This window comes from Vogesella urethralis, from assembly GCF_007644045.2.
In the GTDB taxonomy this organism is placed as follows: Bacteria; Pseudomonadota; Gammaproteobacteria; order Burkholderiales; family Chromobacteriaceae; genus Vogesella; species Vogesella urethralis.
The window spans coordinates 24,714-39,929 of sequence record NZ_VMDW02000068.1 but is presented as its reverse complement, the minus strand read 5'-3'; the positions used below and the strand labels follow the sequence as shown (position 1 = coordinate 39,929).

Here is a 15,216-nt window from a genome sequence, read left to right as displayed (position 1 = left end):
GTTTTATCGAAAGCAGCAAGGAGATGCCCATGCCGGTCAATCACAAAAAACTGCACGGCAGCAAATGGACTGCCGTAACCCCGCGCGAGCGCGAGAAGCACTTTCTGGTGGTGAAGGTGGAATACGACGCCGACGACGCGCAGAAACCGCTACGCGTCACGCTGGAAGCCGTGTTGTCGCGCCGCCACTTCACACTACCCTGGCGCGAGCTCGGCGATACCGACGAATGGCAGCCTGGCTGGCTATAGGCCCGCAGGCACGGTCTTGCTGGTAAGGCCGAGGAACAACACCACCAAGGGTTCGAACAGTTCGGATTCGGCGGCGGCCAACTTCAGCCGCTGCCGGGTCAGGTCGCGCGATAAATGGCGCGACAACCAGTTGGTTTCGTTGATCACCCACGTCAGCTCCTGCCACAGCGGCTCATTGCCCTCGCCTTCCAGCGCGTGCTTGGTCAGCATATCCAGCCCCACGCTGTTGAACGCCCGCTGGATAGTGTTAAGCCGCATGGCCAGATGGCCGAACAGTTGCCAGCCGGCCTCCCCCATCGTCTGCGCCTCGATGTGCTGCATCACCTCGTGTACGCGCGCAAAACGCAACAACAGCTGGTGCAGTGACGACTGCAGCGCGTCCACCGGCTGCAACAAGCCACTTTCGCGCGGCAGGCGCGCCGCCCGCAGCTGCGCCGGCACCCGCACTGCCGCCGAAAACTGGCCCGGCAGCAACTTCAGCGCCACTTGCAGCTGGCCGACCGGCTGGCGGGCGTGCTCGAAAATGCCGGCCGCCATTTCGGCCAGCGCCAGTACCTCGGCATTATGGCCCACCGCCTCGCCGCGCAACTGGCGCGGGTAGCCGCTGCCGTCCACCCGTTCGTGGTGCTGCAGGATCAGGTTGGCCACCTCCGGCGGCACGGCGCGCAGCTCGCTGGCCCAGACGTAACCGATCAGCGGGTGGGCATCGAACTGGCGCCAGGCATCAGCCGACAACGGCCCGCCCTGCTGCCAGATGGCAGGGTCCAGGTACAGATAGCCCACATCGTGCAGCAGGCCGGCCAGCAATAGCTGCTGGGCATCGCGTGGCGAGGGAGCCAGGCTCCACGCCAGCGCCGCCACGCGCAGGCTGTGGCGAAAGACGTCAGGGAAACGGTTGCCGATCAGTTGCAGCGCCTGCGCGGCCAACGGCGGCAGCGACAGCACGGCAAGCTCGCGTTGCAGCGTGCGTTGGCCCTGCTCCAGCCAGGCTGCCAGCAAAGGATCGTCGGCCAGCAATTGCTGCATGCCCTCGCGCAGGCGGGCCAGCAAGCTGGACGTATCAACCTACAGCTGGGTTTCCAGCGGCTGACGCAGGCGATGGTTGGCCAGCAGCTCGCTGCTGCGGCTATCCAGACGGGCGCCACGCGCCAGCAATTTGGTGCCGTTGGCCGCCAGGATGTCCTGGCTGGCCTGCACCGCGACCTGGCCTTCTGCCGCTTGCAGGTTGGCCAGAAAATGCTGATTGACGCTTTCCAGCGTCAGCAATGACTCCGACTCGCGATGCATGTCATTCGCTCAGTTTTTCGCAATTATTCAATAAAGCAAACTTTTAGACAGTCGCCCAGCGAAATGTCGATTCCATGACAAAGCCCCGGTGGGCACAGGGCCGACCGGGGCTGGAAAACCGCAAGACTACATACTTACTTGCTGGCGCTGCCCATGTCTTTGGACAGGAAGAAGGCGTCGGAGAAGAACTCGTCTGCCGGCAAGCCGCGCTCGTTGGTAAAGCTGTTATGGGCGGCTTCCACCATCACCGGTGCGCCGCAGGCGTAGACCTGGTAGCCGGCCAGGCTGGCGAAGTCGTCCAGCACCGCCTGGTGCACAAAGCCGGTACGGCCTGGCCAGTTGTGTTCCGGCAGCGCGTCGGACACCACCGGGATGAAGGTGATGTTGGCGTGCTGTGCCTGCCACTGGCCGGCCATCTCGGCCATGTACAAGTCGGCCGGAGTACGGGCGCCCCAGTAGAACACGATGGGGCGGGTAATGCCCTGGTGAATGGCGTGCTCGATGATGCCCTTGATCGGGGCAAAGCCGGTACCGCTGGCCACCATGATGATGGGTTTGTCGGAATCTTCGCGCAGGAAGAACGAGCCCAGCGGGCCCTTGAAGCGCATGATTTCCTTCTCCTTCATGGTGTTGAACACGTAGTCGGAGAACGAACCGCCCGGCTGATGGCGGATGTGCAGCTCGATGAACGCATCGTCGTGCGGCGCGTTGGCGATGGAGAAGCTGCGCTTCTTGCCGTCCTTCATCAGGATATCGATGTACTGGCCGGCCTTGAACTGCAGGCGTTCCGACACCGGCAGTTTCAGCTTCAGTACCGCCACATCGTGGATTTTCTCGATTTTTTCCACGCGGCACGGCAGCGTCTTGATCTGGATGTCGCCCACCCCGGCCACTTCGCGCGCCTCGATGGTGATGTCACCCTTGGGTTTGGCACAGCAGAACAGCGCCATGCCCTGGGCGCGCTCGCTGGCGGACAGCGCCTTGTCCTGCGCACCACCGTGCTCTACCTCGCCCTCGACCACTTTGCCCTTGCAGGCGCCACAGGCACCGTCGCGGCAACCGTAAGGCAGGCCTACAGACTGGCGCAGGGCCGCTTCCAGAATGGTTTCATGGGCTTCCACGGCGAAAGCATGGCCGCTCGGCAGCACCTTTACCTGACACGTCATCTTCTTCCCTTAAACTTCGATAGAATGGCCAGCATGCCTACCTTGCTGATACTGGGCAGCGGCGATATCGCCCGGCGCGCCCTTCCCGAGCTTACCCGCCAGTGGCGGGTGATTACCGTCATCCGCCGGCCGGAACAGGCCGCCGCACTGCGGGCGCTGGGCGCCCTGCCGCTGCTGGCCGATCTGGACGACAAACGCAGCCTGTCGCGTCTGGCCGGCCTGGCCGACGCCGTGCTGTATACCGCCCCGCCGCCGGAACGCGGCGTGATCGACCCCAGAATGCGCAAGGTCTTGTCGCAACTGGCAAAAACGGGGAGTCTACCACAGCGTTTCGTCTATATCAGCACCAGCGGCGTGTACGGCAATGCCGATGGCAAGTGGCTGCACGAGACCGCGCCGCTGCGGCCAACGTCAGACCGCGCCCGCCGCCGCGTGGACGCCGAACGCTGCCTGCGCGCCTTTGCCGTGGCGCACGGCACCACGCTTACCATCCTGCGCGCCCCCGGCATCTACGCCGCCGAGCGCCTGCCGCTAACCCGCCTGCAGCAAGGGCTGCCGCTGATCGACGCACACGAGGACAGCTACAGCAACCACATCCACGCCGACGACCTGGCGCGCCTGTGCGTAGCCGCCCTGCGCCGCCGCCACGGCGTGCGCGTCTACAACGCCTGCGACAGCCAGCCGCAACCGGTGGGCGAGTGGTACGACCAGCTAGCCGACACACTGGGCTACCCGCGGGCACCACGCCTGCCACGGGCCCAGGTGCAGCAGCAGGTGTCGCCAGGGCTGTGGTCGTTCCTGGCCGACTCGCGCCGCCTCAGCAATGCCCGCCTGTTGCGCGAGCTGCCGGGCTGCCTGCGCTACCCGACCACCGCCCACTTGTTGCGCGAGCTGAAGCCGGCCTGACGCTGCGGCGCTATGCCGGCGCCGCAAGTTTCGGTAACATCGCGATCTTTTTGCAGTTTTTGAGTTTGCACATGGAAAACCCAGGCTTCAAGCGCGCCATCCGCAGCTTCGTGCTGCGCCAGGGCCACCTTACCGCGTCCCAGCAGCGCGCCATCGACAAAGGCATGCCGAAATGGGGCATCGAATACCGCCCCGAACCGCTGGACCTGAACCAGGCTTTTGGCCGTGATGCGCCCAAGATCCTGGAGATCGGCTTCGGCATGGGCGGCGCTACCGCCGAGATTGCGGCCAACCTGCCGCAAAACGACTACCTAGGCGTGGAAGTACACAGCCCGGGCGTGGGCAACCTATTCAAGCTGATCGAAGAAAAGCAGCTGACCAACCTGCGCCTGCTGCGCCACGACGCGGTGGAAGTCATCGACAACATGCTGGCAGACGGCAGCCTGGACGGCGTGCACATCTTCTTCCCCGACCCGTGGCACAAGAAACGCCACAACAAGCGCCGCCTGATCCAGGCGCCGCTGATCGAAAAGCTGGTGAAGAAACTGAAGCCGGGCGGCTACCTGCACGCCGCTACCGACTGGGAAGACTACGCCATCCAGATTCTGGAAGTGTTCAACGGCAACGCCAAGCTGCAGAACACCGCCGCGGACTACGCGCCGCGCCCGGCCTACCGCCCGCTGACCAAGTTCGAAGCCCGCGGCATCCGCCTGGGCCACGGCGTGTGGGACATCGTGTTCACTCGCAAGTAAACACCCGTCACTGCCTGCGTGCAGCACCGCCAAAGCACCCCGCCTGCCCTGCACGCGGGGTGTTTGTTTAGGGCGGCTACGGTACTGTGCTGCGGTAGCGGGCCACGATGCGGGCCGTGGCGCCGTTGCGCTGCAGCCGGTTGATGGCGTCGGCGAGCACGCGGGCTTGCGGATCGGCATACCCCGGCGACGCCGCCAGGTAAATGGCCATCGGTTCCCCCACGCCCGGGCCGCTGCGCAAGCGGCTGACGTCGCCGCCCGCCTCGCGGTAGATGGCCATGGCGGCAATATCGGCCGCTACCCAAGCGTCCACCCGGCCGGCGGCCAGCATGCGCGCATTGGTATCTTCCGAGGTGTTGGCCTCTAGCCGGGTAAAGCCCTGCTGGCGCAGCAGCGCTTCGGCCGGATTGCTGCGCAGCACGGCAATGCGCAGCTTGCGTGCCTCGCCCAGCGTAGCCGGCGGCGGCTTGCCGGCGCTGAACAGCACAAAGCGGTAATCGCACAGTTTGGCGAGCCAGGTGTACTGTGCCTCGCGTTCCGGGGTTCGGGTCAGCGGAATGATCAGCCGGTCGCGGCCGGTACGGGTTTCGGCTTGTGCGCGCAGCCAGGGCAGAAAGCGGAACTGCAAGCCGACACCGCTGGCGGCAGCGGCCTCGCGCAGGATGTCCAGCGCAATGCCGCGATCGCCGGTCATGGTCTGGTAGCTGAACGGTGGGATGTCGGCTGCGTCCACCAGTAAAGGCGTACTTTGTGCGACGGCGGTACTGAGCAGGCCGCTGCCGGCCATTACCAGCCAGCAGCGCAGTTTGACAGACATCCGCATACCACTTTACCCCGTCAGCTCACCGCTGCCTGCGCACTGGCATGGTGCATGTTTCGATAAAGTGAGTATGCCAGAAGAAAATACCTCGCGGAAATAGGTACTTACTTAATCCCTCAGCCACGCGACCCCAGCAAGGCCTGGATATCCGGCAGCAGCTCGTGTGGCTCGGCCGCCGGCTCGTAGCGCTTCACTAGCCGGCCTTTGCGATCGATCAAGAACTTGGTGAAGTTCCACTTCACCGGGTGCGGGTGGCCGCTTTCCACCCCGGTCAACCACTGCCACAGCAGGCTGGCGCCGGGGCCGTTGACGTCGCCCTTGGCAAATAGCGGGAAGTCCACGCCAAAGCGTGTCTGGCAAAAGGTCACGATGTCGTCCGCGCTACCCGGCTCCTGGCCGCCAAACTGGTTGCAGGGGAAGGCCAATACGGTGAAGCCCTGCCCGGCCAGCTCGGCCTGCAGCTGCTGCAGGCCGGCGTACTGGCGGGTATAGCCGCATTCGCTGGCGGTATTGACGATCAGTACCACCTGGCCCAGATACTGGTCCAGAGGCTGCAGGCGGCCGTCTGCCAGGTTGGCCGCAAAGCTGGCGAGCGTGGTCATGGTGGCAGTGTCTCCGTATAATGCTGATTTCCCGAACAAATCAGTCAACAATCATGTTTGCACCCAGCCGGCAGGACGCCCGCCGCTTCTTCTTCGATACCTGGAAAAAACAGCAGGCCGGCGTTGCGCTGAGCGACCTGGAAAAACTGCTGGCCAGCGTGATCGCGGCCCATCCCGAATACCATGCCATCCTCGACCGCCCCGAGCAGTACGGCGAGCGCGAGTGGCTGCCGGAGCAAGGCGAAACCAACCCCTTCATGCACATGAGCATGCACCTGGCGGTGGAAGAACAACTGTCCATCGACCAGCCGTTCGGCATTCGTGCGCTGTACCAGCAACTGCTGGCCAAAACCGGTAACGAGCACGACGCCCAGCACGAGGTGATCGACTGCCTGGGCGAAATGATCTGGCAAGCCCAGCGCTACGGCGGCGGGCCGGACGTCAACGTGTACCTTTCCTGTATCCGCGGCAAGCTGGGGCTGGACCCGGAGCACGAGCGCCGCCTGAACCTGAAAGACATGGACGACTAAGCAACGTTCAATCGATAAAAAAAGGGGCCGCTACACCGGTCCCTTTTTTATGGTCGAGTCATCCCGCTTTTGCAAACCTCATACCGTGGCGCGCTGCTGGCGCCAGCGGTTGACCATATCGTCCAGCTGGGCCAGCTGCTGCAAATGGCGTACCTGCGGCGGCAGTTGCTTCAGGCCACGGCAACCACCGCCGCCGACCCACAACTCCACCTGCGGCGGCAGGCTGGCGGCCAACTGTTCGATCACCGCGTGCGGGTTGTCTTCGTACGACGCCGAGAACGATAGCACCACGATGTCCACACGGTGCTTGTCGGCGGCAAAGGCAATGTCCTGCAACGGCATCTGCGCGCCGAACGCGATGGCTTCGCAGCCGGCCAGGCGCAAGACCGACTCGGCCATCAGCAGCCCCAGTATGTGCATTTCGCCCGGCGGCGTGGTCAGCATCACGCGCGGCGTCATGGCACCGCCGGGGATGGCAGACAGCGTTTCGCGCATCACGCGGCTGACCGCCTCGGAATACAGGTGCTCCTCGGCCACCTGCACTTCGCCGCGTATCCAGGCCTCACCCACCAGCTGGTTGGCCTCCGGCAGGAATTCCACGGCAAAGCGGCGCAAGCCCAGCTCCAGCATGCGGTGGCGCAAATAGGCACGGGTGGCCTGCGCGTCCTGGCTGTGCAGCGCCGCCACCAGCCCCTGACACAAATCGGTCGGTTCACGCTGCGGCGTGTGCTCGGTAGACAGCGCCTGCAGCTGGGCGTCGCTCATCGCCATAAGCTTGCCGGGGCGAAAGCCCATGTCCAGCAGACGGCGGATCAGCTTCAGCCGCGCCAAGTCTGCCTGTGAATACAGGCGGTCGCCGGCGGCGTCGCGCGCCGGCTGCGGAAAGCCGTAGCGGCGCTCCCACATGCGCAGCAGGTCTTTGGGGATGCCGGTTTCGCGTTCCACAGCGGCAATCGGCAGGCCATTGGCGGCGTTTTCGGGCAGTTCGTTCATGATTTGTACAGGGCCGCAGGCAACAACACATTAACAGGGCGGCTATTATGCCATGCGCCGTTTCAGACAGCGCAGTACCCCGCCCAACAGCGGCAGCTTCTCGTACAAGCCTTCCGCCGCATCCCAGTAATCGCGATGGTCGATAATGCGGCCATCGCTGCCCAGCACGAACAAGGTGCCGCCGTGGATGCACTGCGGCTTGCCCATCATGGCAAAAGTGAAATCCCAGGTGACAAACGCCTTGTCGCCGTCGCTGATCACCTCGCCAATCACGAAGCGCGGCTCGGCCAGGCTGCGGAACATGCGGGCGTACAGCGCCTTGATCTGGCTACGGCCCTTGATGGCGTTGAACGGGTCGCGAAAACTGGCGCCGTCGGCGTAAACGCCGTCGATATCGTCCAGCGTGGCCGGCGACAGCGTAGTGAACCAATCAAGATGGCGGGCAAGTGCAGGGTTCATAGTCCGGTTACCTTGTGTGCAAGCCAGAAATACAGCCGGTAAGGCAGGTGGGCGGCCAACTTCAGCGCCAGCGTGAAGCGCCGCGGAAAGTGAATATCGAAACGGCCACGGGCCAGGCCGTGCAGGATGGCGTCGGCTGCCTGCTGCGGCGTCAGCAGCGCCGGCATGGCAAACTCGTTCTGCGCGGTGAGGCGGGTGGCTACAAAGCCGGGGTTCACCAGATAGACGCCAATGCCGTGACGGTGCAAGTCCAGGTACAGCGTCTGGGCAAAGTGATTGACCGCCGCCTTGGTAGCGCCATAAACCAGCCCGTTGCTCATGCCGGACCAACCCGCCACGCTGGCCACCAGCACCAGGCCACCACCCTGCTGCGCCATCAGTTGCGGCACACAGGCAGCAGCGGCGTACATCGGCGCCAACAGGTTGATGTCCACCATGCGGCGCGCCGTCTCGGGCGTCAGCTCCCAGGCACGCAGCGGGGTGTAATCGCCAGCCATCACGATCACCAGATCGATGCCGCCCCACTCAGCCAGCAGCGCGTCGCGTACGCGCGCCCAGTCGTCGGGCTGTGTGGCGTCCATTACGTGTACCGGCATGTCGGGCCGCTGCTGCGCCACCGCCTGCAACGCGGCCTCGGTACGGCCGGACAGCGCCACCCGGGCGCCCTGCTGCTGCAGCGTCTCGGCCAGCGCCGCACCGATGCCGTGACCGGCGCCCACCAGCCATACACGCTGACCGGGCCAGTGCTGCAGACGCGGGTTCAGGCTCACGGTGCCTCCCCCTTGCGGAAGAACAGCGTCACTTCGCCCAGCTTCACGCCCCATTTGCTCATCACCGAGCGGTTGAGCAGCGTGCGCTCGTCCAGCTGGTACATCCAGTCGTCGAAGCGTACTTCGTAGACCTCCCCGTCTACCGGCAGGCGCAAGGTGTAATCCCAGAACAGCGCAAAGCCTTCGGTGCGGCCGCTGGCTTCGCCCACCACATCATCGGCGGTACCGGTGTAACGGCCGTCCGGCTGCTTCTTCAGCGTCCACACCCGGCGCTGTTTCTCGCCGTCGTCGTAGGTGAAGTGCTCGTCCAGCACGCCGGTATCGCCCTGCCAGCTAGCCGTCATCTGCACAGTAAAGCGGCGTACCACCTTGCCGCTACGGTCCTGAAACACGCCTTGCGCCGTCACCGGCCCGTTGAAGTAGGTTTGCAGATCCAGCGCCGGCTTGGTACCACGGTAATCGTCCAGCGACGCCGTACTGCACCCTGCCAGCGCCACGCTGGCGCACAGCAGCAGCGCCTTTAGCCAATGCCTTGCCATCATTCGGTTCCTTCTATGGCGGGCTGACGGTGGCCCAGCCACCACCCAGCCCAAAGCTTGAACAAAGCCGGCAAGCCGGCGTACAGCCACAACAGTGCCGGGCTGGCTTGCCCGGGGGTATAGCCGGCCCACTGCGCCAGCGGCAGCGTGATGCCGGCGGCCAAAGCCAGCGCCAATTTGTTCAGCATCGACACGGTGCCGAACACCGCACCGCCGTCGCGGCCAACCCTGTCACCCAGCGCATCGGCCACCAGGGCGCTGGCAAAGGCCAGATCGGCACCCAGCGCGGCGCCAGTCAGCACGCACACCAACACAAAGCCGGCGCTATCGCCCGCCCCCAGCCACGCCACCGGCGCAAACCCCGCCAACGCCAGCGCCATGCCGGCCTGCCAGGCCCGCACCTTGCCGATGCGATCGGCCAGGGCCACCCAACCCGGCAGCGACACGCCTGCGGCGACGAAGTAGGCCAACAAGAACACCCCGGTCTGCGCGGGTGCCTGCAGCACGTCGGCTACGTAAAAATTGAGCAGCGTGGCGGGGATCGCCATCGCCACCGCATTCAGCAGCAACACCACACCGGCACGGCGCAGTGTCGGCTGCTGCCACCAGCGCGGCCCGTCCGTTCCGGCCAGCGCAACGGGGTTGGCCGCAACCGGCAGCGCAGGGGGTGGCGCCAAGGCGGCGGCCAACAAGCCCAGCCCTGCCAGCGGCAACAACACCCAGACAAAGCGTTGTAGCGCCGCGGCTTCGCCTTCACTGGCCGCCCACCACGCCGGCAAGGCGGCGGCCAACATCACACCGGCCAGTCCCCAGCCTTCACGCCAGGCCGCCACCCTTGCCCGCCCGGGCGGCGTCGGCCATAGCGCGGCGCCGTAGCGCAGCAAAGCGATGGTGAGCCAGCCATGCGCCACGTACACCAGCAGCAAGGACGCCGCCATCTGCACTGCCAGCGGCCACTGCGGCAGCGGCGCCACCAGCCAGGCAAAACCGGCGCAGCCGGCCACCACGGCCAGCAGATGGCCGCCGCGCTGCGCCGCCGGCGACAGCCGGTCTTGCCACAGCCCCAGCAGCGGGTCGAGCGCGGTATCCAGCAGCCGCGTCACAAACAGCAAGGCGCCCAACAGCCCCAGCGCCATGCCGTAATCGCGGGCGTACAAGGCCGGGGTATGCAGGTACACCGGTAGCGCCAGCATCGCCAGCGGCATGCCGGCAAAACCGGCCAGCGCCAGTTGCTGCGGGCTCATGACGCGCTTTTCAGCAACTGCTCGCGCAAGGCCGGCGCCCGTGACGCCGGGTCCAGCCAGATGCGGAAGAAGGTGCGGCCAAATAGCGGGTCGTCCAGCGTGCGGGTGGGCTTGTCGTTGTGCCAGAAGCGCACGCGGTTACCGTCAAACGCCCCCACGATTTCATCGCCCTGCTTCACGTCGGGAAACGCCGCTTGCATGGTGCTGCGCCAGGCGTCGCGCCGGTTATCGGGCATGCCGTAGCGCTGCATTTCTTCCAGGCTGACGTCCACGATCTTGGCCGAAGGGATATCGCGCGCATAACGCAGCGACAGCGCAAACGGCCGGTTCCAGTCAAACGGCTGGCCTTGCTGGGTGTAGAGCGTGGCGTCGTACAGCCGGAAACCGAACCAGCGCAGACTCCCCTCCCCCAACGGGCGCAAGCCGCCAAGCTCGGCAGGCAGGGCCATGGTTACCTCCGCAATCATCAGGCCGGCGATGGCAGCGCCGGTGGCCAACCATCTAGACACGGCGCTCGATCTCCAGCTGGCACACATCGGTACGCCCGGCGTCGAAACCGGCGATGCAGTAGTAGAAGTAGAACTGCCACACGCGCACGAACGCCTCGTCAAAGCCCTGGGCGCGCACGCGCAGCTGCACGGCGTCAAAGTCGGCCAGCCAGCGGCGCAGGGTTTCGGCGTAGTCGGCGCCGAAGGTGTAGCGGTCGTTCAGCGTCAGGCCAGCGGCGGCGATCTGGCGGTCCAGTTCGCCCGGTGACGGCAGCATGCCGCCGGGGAAGATGAACTGCTGGATGAAGTCGGTGCTGCTGCGATAGCGCTCGAACCAGGCGTCGCCGATGGTGATCACCTGCACCATCGCCTTGCCACCGGGCTTCAGCCGTTGCTTGAGGGTGGCGAAATAGCTGGGCCACCAGCGCTCGCCCACCGCCTCCAGCATCTCGATGGAAACGATGTGGTCGTACTGGCCGTCCACGTCGCGGTAGTCCTGCAGCCGCAGGTCGGCCTGCGCCGCCAGCCCGGCGGCGGCCAACCTTTGCTGCGCCCAGGCCAGCTGCTCGGTAGACAGCGTCAGGCCGGTAACGTGTACGCCACGGGTGCGGATGGCGTACTCGGCAAAGCCGCCCCAGCCACAGCCGATTTCCAGGATGCGCTGCCCCGGTTGCGGGTTCAGCCGCTGCAGGATGCGCTCGTACTTGGCCCACTGCGCGGCTTCCAGGCTTTGCTGGCGGTTGCCGTCAAACACGGCAGCCGAGTAGCTCATGCTCGGGTCCAGCCACAGCTTGTAGAAGTCGTTGCCCAGGTCGTAATGGGCGTGGATATTGCGGCGACTGCCCTTGCGGGTATTGGCGCGGCCCAAGTGGCGCAGCAGGTAGCCGATCTTGCCCAGCCAGCTGCCGTGAATGGCCTGCTCGACGGCCGGTTCGTTCTGCAGCGCCAGCCGCATCAGCGCCACCCAGTCGGGCGAGCTGGCCTGGCCGTCGCGCCAGGCCTCGGCCAGGCCAATGTCACCGGCCAGTGCAATACGGCGCAGTGCGCGCCAATCGTGGATATGCAGCGCGGCGTCGGGGCCGGCGTGACGGCCGCTGAACAGGCGCTGGCTGCCATCCGGCGCCACCAGCAGCAGCTGGCCGTACAGCAAGCGTTCCAGGCCTGCCAGCAGCGGACGGGCGTACCACGGTGCGCGCAGCGGCTGCTTGTTGAGGGAAGGGTTCAAGGTGGTCATCACACACTCCGGCGATCGGGTTGCGGCGCGACGGGCACGCCTTGTTTGCCATGAAACGGGACGCCCTTGCGCCACAGGCGCAGGGCTTGCCAATGGATTCGCGCCCACACCGCAAAGGTGAGCGAGGCGCAGGCCAGCACCAGGCGCCAGGTGGCGCCGGCGCCGGCCGGCTGCGGCCAACCTTGCTGGGTGGCCACGAAATCGGTAGCGCCAGCCTGACGGCCGTAGGCAATGCGCACGGCAAAGCGGCCATCGGCGCCACGCTGGAAGCGGAAGCGGTACTCGCCTTCCACCTGGAAAAACGGCGACACGTGCAGTGCCTTGGGCGCAATGAAGCTGTCGCGGGCGGCAATCGGCGCCCAATCCTGGTGGTGCACGCAGTAGTCGTGGTGGTCGCCAAAGGTGTTACTCACTTCCACCCACACCGCGCGCAGGCGCTCGGCGGCATCCAGCACCAGGTAAAAACTGACCGGGTTAAAGGCATAGCCCAGTACGCCCGGCAGCGTATGCAGCTCGATGCGCGCCGCGCCATGAAAGCCGGCGGCGGCCAGCTTTTGCGTCAGCCACGGCCACAGCGGGCTGCCGTCGCGCGGGCCGTGCCGGCGACGCAGCCAGCGCACACCGGGCGCCAGGCGGATGGCCGGCTGATCGGCCTGCGGCAGGCTCAGCGCCACCCAGGCGTGACGGTAGGCAAACTGGTGCCGCGCCGGCTGGCGCCGGCCGTGCCACACCTGGCCGGCGTACAGCTGCGCGCTCACGCGCCGGCCCCCGCCAGTTGGGGCAGCGGGCGATGCTCGGCCAGCGGCACGCTGCAGTCCCACGGAATGCGGGCCCCCAGCTGCTGCGCCACCAGCATGCCGGCCTTGAGGCCGTCCTCATGAAAGCCATAACCCGCCCAGGCACCGGCGAACCAGGTACGCTGCCGCCCCTGGATGGCATGTAGCGCATGCTGGGCGGCAATGGCGTCGCTATCGAATACCGGGTGTGCGTAGTCGAACTCGGCCAGTACGCCGGCCGGCTCGCGGTAAGGGTTGAGAGTCACAATCACCGGCTGGCGGAACGGCAGCTGCTGCAGCGTATTGAGCAGGTAGCTCACCATCACCGGCGCGTCGCTGACGCCAGCGCGGCCAACCCGGTAGTTCCACGCTGCCCAGGCGCTCTCGCGTTGCGGCAGGAAGCTGGCATCGGTGTGCAGCACGGCGCGGTTGGGCTGGTAGCGCAGCCGCGACAGCACATCCACCTCGGCCGGGCTGGCGTCGGCCAGCAGCGCCAGCGCCTGGTCACTATGGCAACCCAGCACCAGCTGGTCGAAGCGCTCGGCACCGTAGCGGCTATGCACGGTGACGCCGCTGTCGTCGCGCGTCACGCGCTGCACCGGCGTGGAGAGTCGCACATCCTGCATGCTCTGCAGCAAACGCTGCACGTACACGCGGGAGCCACCCTGGATGGTTTTCCACTGCGGCCGGTCCAGTACCTGCATCAAGCCGTGGTTGAGGCAGAAATCAAAGAAAGTGGCCGCCGGGAACGCCGCCATGTCGCGGGTGGAGCTGGACCAGATGGCCGCCCCCATCGGCAGCAGGTACCAGTCGCGCAGCGGCTGGCCGTAACCGTGGCGGTCCAGCAAGGCACCCAGCGTGTCGCCGCTGGCGTGGGCCTCGTCGCGCAGCTGCGGCGCCTCGCGGTGCAGGCGCAGGATGTCGCGCAGCATGTGCCAGAACGCCGGGCGCAGCAGGTTGCGCTTTTGGGCAAACAAGGTGGCCAGATTACTGCCGGCCCACTCCAGTTTTTCCTGCTCCAGCAGCACCGAGAACGTCATCTCGGTGTGGTACACCGGCACGTCCAGCAAGGCCAGCAGGCGGGTAAGGTTGGGGTAGGTGCGGTCGTTGTGCACCAGAAAGCCGGTATCCACCGGTGCCGTCACGCCATCCAGCGTCACGTCTACGGTATTACTGTGGCCACCGGCGTAATCGGCGGCCTCGAACAGCGTTACCTGGTGGCCGCTGCGCGCCAGCAGCCAGGCTGCCGACAAGCCGGCAATACCGGCCCCTGCTACTGCGATATGCATGTCTTGTGTCCTCGTGTTGGCCGCATGGGGCCGGACAAATCAATCTTGTTTATGCTTTGTACTGTACAAAATTGATTAGTTCAACAAAAAACCCGCCAAGCGGGTAATTTGTTCAAGACATACTGTCGCGCATGGCAAGCCAGGCAGCCGGCTGGGTCAGCCGTCCAGGCGGTTTTGCCGACGGCCCTGCTGCCAGGCGGTGATGTTGTCCACCAGCTGTGCGGCCAACCTGTCCATCGCCTCGCGGCTGGCCCAGCCGACGTGCGGGGTGACGATCAGGTGCGGCAGCCGGGCTTTCAACAGCGGGTTGCCATCGCGTGGCGGCTCCACCGACAACACATCGAAACCGGCGCCGCCGATCTGGCCGTATTTCAGCGCGGCGACCAGAGCCTCCTCATCCACCAGGCCGCCGCGAGCGGTGTTGATCAGGATGGCGCCGGGCTTCATCGCCATCAGCTCGGGCTGGGCAATCAGGTTGCGCGTGCTGTCGTTCAGCGGGCAATGCAACGAGATGACGTCCGAGGTAGCCAGCAGCGTATCGAACGACACATAGCCGTCGCGGACGTCGCTGGCACCTTTGCGCTCCCCAAACTGCACCCGCATGCCGAAGGCGCGAGCGCGGGCGGCCATGGCCTGACCGATGCCGCCACTGCCGAAAATGCCCAGCGTCGCACCCTGCAGGTCGCGGATGGGTGCACCGAAGTGGCAGAACTGCGGCGCGTTCTGCCACACGCCCGCGGCCACGTCGCGCTGATAGGCCGGCAGGTTGCGCATCAGCGCCATCATCAGCATGAAGGCGTGCTCGGCTACGGTGTCATCGCCGTAATGGCGGATGTTGGCCACCGCCACACCCTGGCGACGGCAGGCCTCGATATCGATATGGTTGTAGCCGGTGGCGGCAATGGCCAGCATCTTCAGCTGCGGTAATGCCGCCAGCGTAGCGGCATCGAACGGTACTTTATTGGTAATGACCACGTCGGCGTCGGCACAGCGGGCGACGATGTCGTCATGGTTACTGGCGGCATGCGCAGTAAAACGGTGGGCAAAGCCGAACGCCGGCAAGGCGGCAGGCAGGCTGTCGCGGTCCAGGAAAACTATGTGTAACGGGTTCAT

The 15,216-nt window shown here is 65.7% G+C and carries 19 protein-coding genes; 4 read left to right on the top strand and 15 right to left on the bottom strand.

The features are described from left to right. Nucleotides 1–29 precede the first annotated feature (29 nt). Nucleotides 30–248, top strand: a complete 219-nt coding sequence (locus FLQ03_RS06255) for a TIGR02450 family Trp-rich protein (RefSeq protein ID WP_144372516.1) — start codon at nucleotides 30–32, stop codon at nucleotides 246–248. Here the strand turns inward: FLQ03_RS06255 and FLQ03_RS06250 are convergent. From FLQ03_RS06250 to FLQ03_RS06240, 3 genes are all read right to left on the bottom strand, one after another. Then, nucleotides 243–1,298, bottom strand: coding sequence for an HD-GYP domain-containing protein (locus tag FLQ03_RS06250; RefSeq protein ID WP_144372515.1), 1,056 nt, complete (start codon nucleotides 1,296–1,298; stop codon nucleotides 243–245). The genes FLQ03_RS06255 and FLQ03_RS06250 overlap by 6 nt on opposite strands. 15 nt (nucleotides 1,299–1,313) lie before the next feature. Further along, nucleotides 1,314–1,535, bottom strand: coding sequence for a hypothetical protein (locus tag FLQ03_RS06245; RefSeq protein WP_144372514.1), 222 nt, complete (start codon nucleotides 1,533–1,535; stop codon nucleotides 1,314–1,316). Between the two features lie 134 nt (nucleotides 1,536–1,669). Then, nucleotides 1,670–2,701, bottom strand: a complete 1,032-nt coding sequence (locus FLQ03_RS06240) for a CDP-6-deoxy-delta-3,4-glucoseen reductase (protein WP_144372513.1) — start codon at nucleotides 2,699–2,701, stop codon at nucleotides 1,670–1,672. Between the two features lie 33 nt (nucleotides 2,702–2,734). Between FLQ03_RS06240 and FLQ03_RS06235 the strand changes: the two genes are divergently transcribed. Both FLQ03_RS06235 and trmB read left to right on the top strand, forming a co-directional pair. Next, complete coding sequence (locus tag FLQ03_RS06235; RefSeq protein WP_144372512.1) at nucleotides 2,735–3,607, top strand: SDR family oxidoreductase; 873 nt, start codon at nucleotides 2,735–2,737, stop codon at nucleotides 3,605–3,607. Between the two features lie 71 nt (nucleotides 3,608–3,678). Beyond that, nucleotides 3,679–4,359 carry a tRNA (guanosine(46)-N7)-methyltransferase TrmB gene (gene trmB / locus FLQ03_RS06230; protein ID WP_144372511.1) on the top strand — a complete coding sequence of 227 codons (681 nt, stop codon included), beginning with the start codon at nucleotides 3,679–3,681 and terminating at the stop codon, nucleotides 4,357–4,359. A 76-nt stretch (nucleotides 4,360–4,435) separates the two neighbouring features. Here trmB and FLQ03_RS06225 read toward each other — a convergent pair whose 3' ends face one another. Further along, nucleotides 4,436–5,176, bottom strand: a complete 741-nt coding sequence (locus FLQ03_RS06225) for a substrate-binding periplasmic protein (protein WP_170252324.1) — start codon at nucleotides 5,174–5,176, stop codon at nucleotides 4,436–4,438. A 119-nt stretch (nucleotides 5,177–5,295) separates the two neighbouring features. Beyond that, nucleotides 5,296–5,781 carry a glutathione peroxidase gene (locus tag FLQ03_RS06220; protein ID WP_144372509.1) on the bottom strand — a complete coding sequence of 162 codons (486 nt, stop codon included), beginning with the start codon at nucleotides 5,779–5,781 and terminating at the stop codon, nucleotides 5,296–5,298. Between the two features lie 53 nt (nucleotides 5,782–5,834). Between FLQ03_RS06220 and FLQ03_RS06215 the strand changes: the two genes are divergently transcribed. Continuing rightward, complete coding sequence (locus FLQ03_RS06215) at nucleotides 5,835–6,311, top strand: DUF1841 family protein (RefSeq protein ID WP_144372508.1); 477 nt, start codon at nucleotides 5,835–5,837, stop codon at nucleotides 6,309–6,311. Nucleotides 6,312–6,389: 78 nt separating this feature from the next. Here FLQ03_RS06215 and FLQ03_RS06210 read toward each other — a convergent pair whose 3' ends face one another. From FLQ03_RS06210 to FLQ03_RS06165, 10 genes are all read right to left on the bottom strand, one after another. Then, complete coding sequence (locus FLQ03_RS06210) at nucleotides 6,390–7,304, bottom strand: MerR family transcriptional regulator (RefSeq protein ID WP_144372507.1); 915 nt, start codon at nucleotides 7,302–7,304, stop codon at nucleotides 6,390–6,392. A 45-nt stretch (nucleotides 7,305–7,349) separates the two neighbouring features. Then, nucleotides 7,350–7,763, bottom strand: a complete 414-nt coding sequence (locus tag FLQ03_RS06205) for a nuclear transport factor 2 family protein (protein WP_144372506.1) — start codon at nucleotides 7,761–7,763, stop codon at nucleotides 7,350–7,352. Beyond that, complete coding sequence (locus tag FLQ03_RS06200; RefSeq protein ID WP_144372505.1) at nucleotides 7,760–8,533, bottom strand: SDR family NAD(P)-dependent oxidoreductase; 774 nt, start codon at nucleotides 8,531–8,533, stop codon at nucleotides 7,760–7,762. Before FLQ03_RS06200 ends, FLQ03_RS06205 begins: the two co-directional genes overlap by 4 nt. Further along, nucleotides 8,530–9,075, bottom strand: coding sequence for a DUF3833 domain-containing protein (locus FLQ03_RS06195; protein ID WP_144372504.1), 546 nt, complete (start codon nucleotides 9,073–9,075; stop codon nucleotides 8,530–8,532). The genes FLQ03_RS06200 and FLQ03_RS06195 overlap by 4 nt, the downstream gene beginning before the upstream one ends. Further along, a complete protein-coding gene (locus FLQ03_RS06190; RefSeq protein WP_144372503.1) occupies nucleotides 9,072–10,316 on the bottom strand; it encodes an MFS transporter in 1,245 nt (414 codons plus the stop codon). Before FLQ03_RS06190 ends, FLQ03_RS06195 begins: the two co-directional genes overlap by 4 nt. Then, on the bottom strand, nucleotides 10,313–10,825 hold the full coding sequence (locus FLQ03_RS06185; RefSeq protein WP_170252322.1) for a chalcone isomerase family protein: 513 nt from the start codon (nucleotides 10,823–10,825) through the stop codon (nucleotides 10,313–10,315). Before FLQ03_RS06185 ends, FLQ03_RS06190 begins: the two co-directional genes overlap by 4 nt. Continuing rightward, nucleotides 10,818–12,038, bottom strand: a complete 1,221-nt coding sequence (locus tag FLQ03_RS06180; RefSeq protein WP_144372501.1) for an SAM-dependent methyltransferase — start codon at nucleotides 12,036–12,038, stop codon at nucleotides 10,818–10,820. The genes FLQ03_RS06185 and FLQ03_RS06180 overlap by 8 nt, the downstream gene beginning before the upstream one ends. Then, the gene (locus tag FLQ03_RS06175; protein WP_170252321.1) at nucleotides 12,038–12,796 is read right to left on the bottom strand and encodes a DUF1365 domain-containing protein; all 759 of its coding nucleotides are present in this window, start codon (nucleotides 12,794–12,796) and stop codon (nucleotides 12,038–12,040) included. Before FLQ03_RS06175 ends, FLQ03_RS06180 begins: the two co-directional genes overlap by 1 nt. After that, on the bottom strand, nucleotides 12,793–14,103 hold the full coding sequence (locus FLQ03_RS06170) for an NAD(P)/FAD-dependent oxidoreductase (RefSeq protein ID WP_144372499.1): 1,311 nt from the start codon (nucleotides 14,101–14,103) through the stop codon (nucleotides 12,793–12,795). Before FLQ03_RS06170 ends, FLQ03_RS06175 begins: the two co-directional genes overlap by 4 nt. A 156-nt stretch (nucleotides 14,104–14,259) precedes the next feature. Next, nucleotides 14,260–15,216 carry a D-2-hydroxyacid dehydrogenase gene (locus FLQ03_RS06165; RefSeq protein WP_144372498.1) on the bottom strand — a complete coding sequence of 319 codons (957 nt, stop codon included), beginning with the start codon at nucleotides 15,214–15,216 and terminating at the stop codon, nucleotides 14,260–14,262.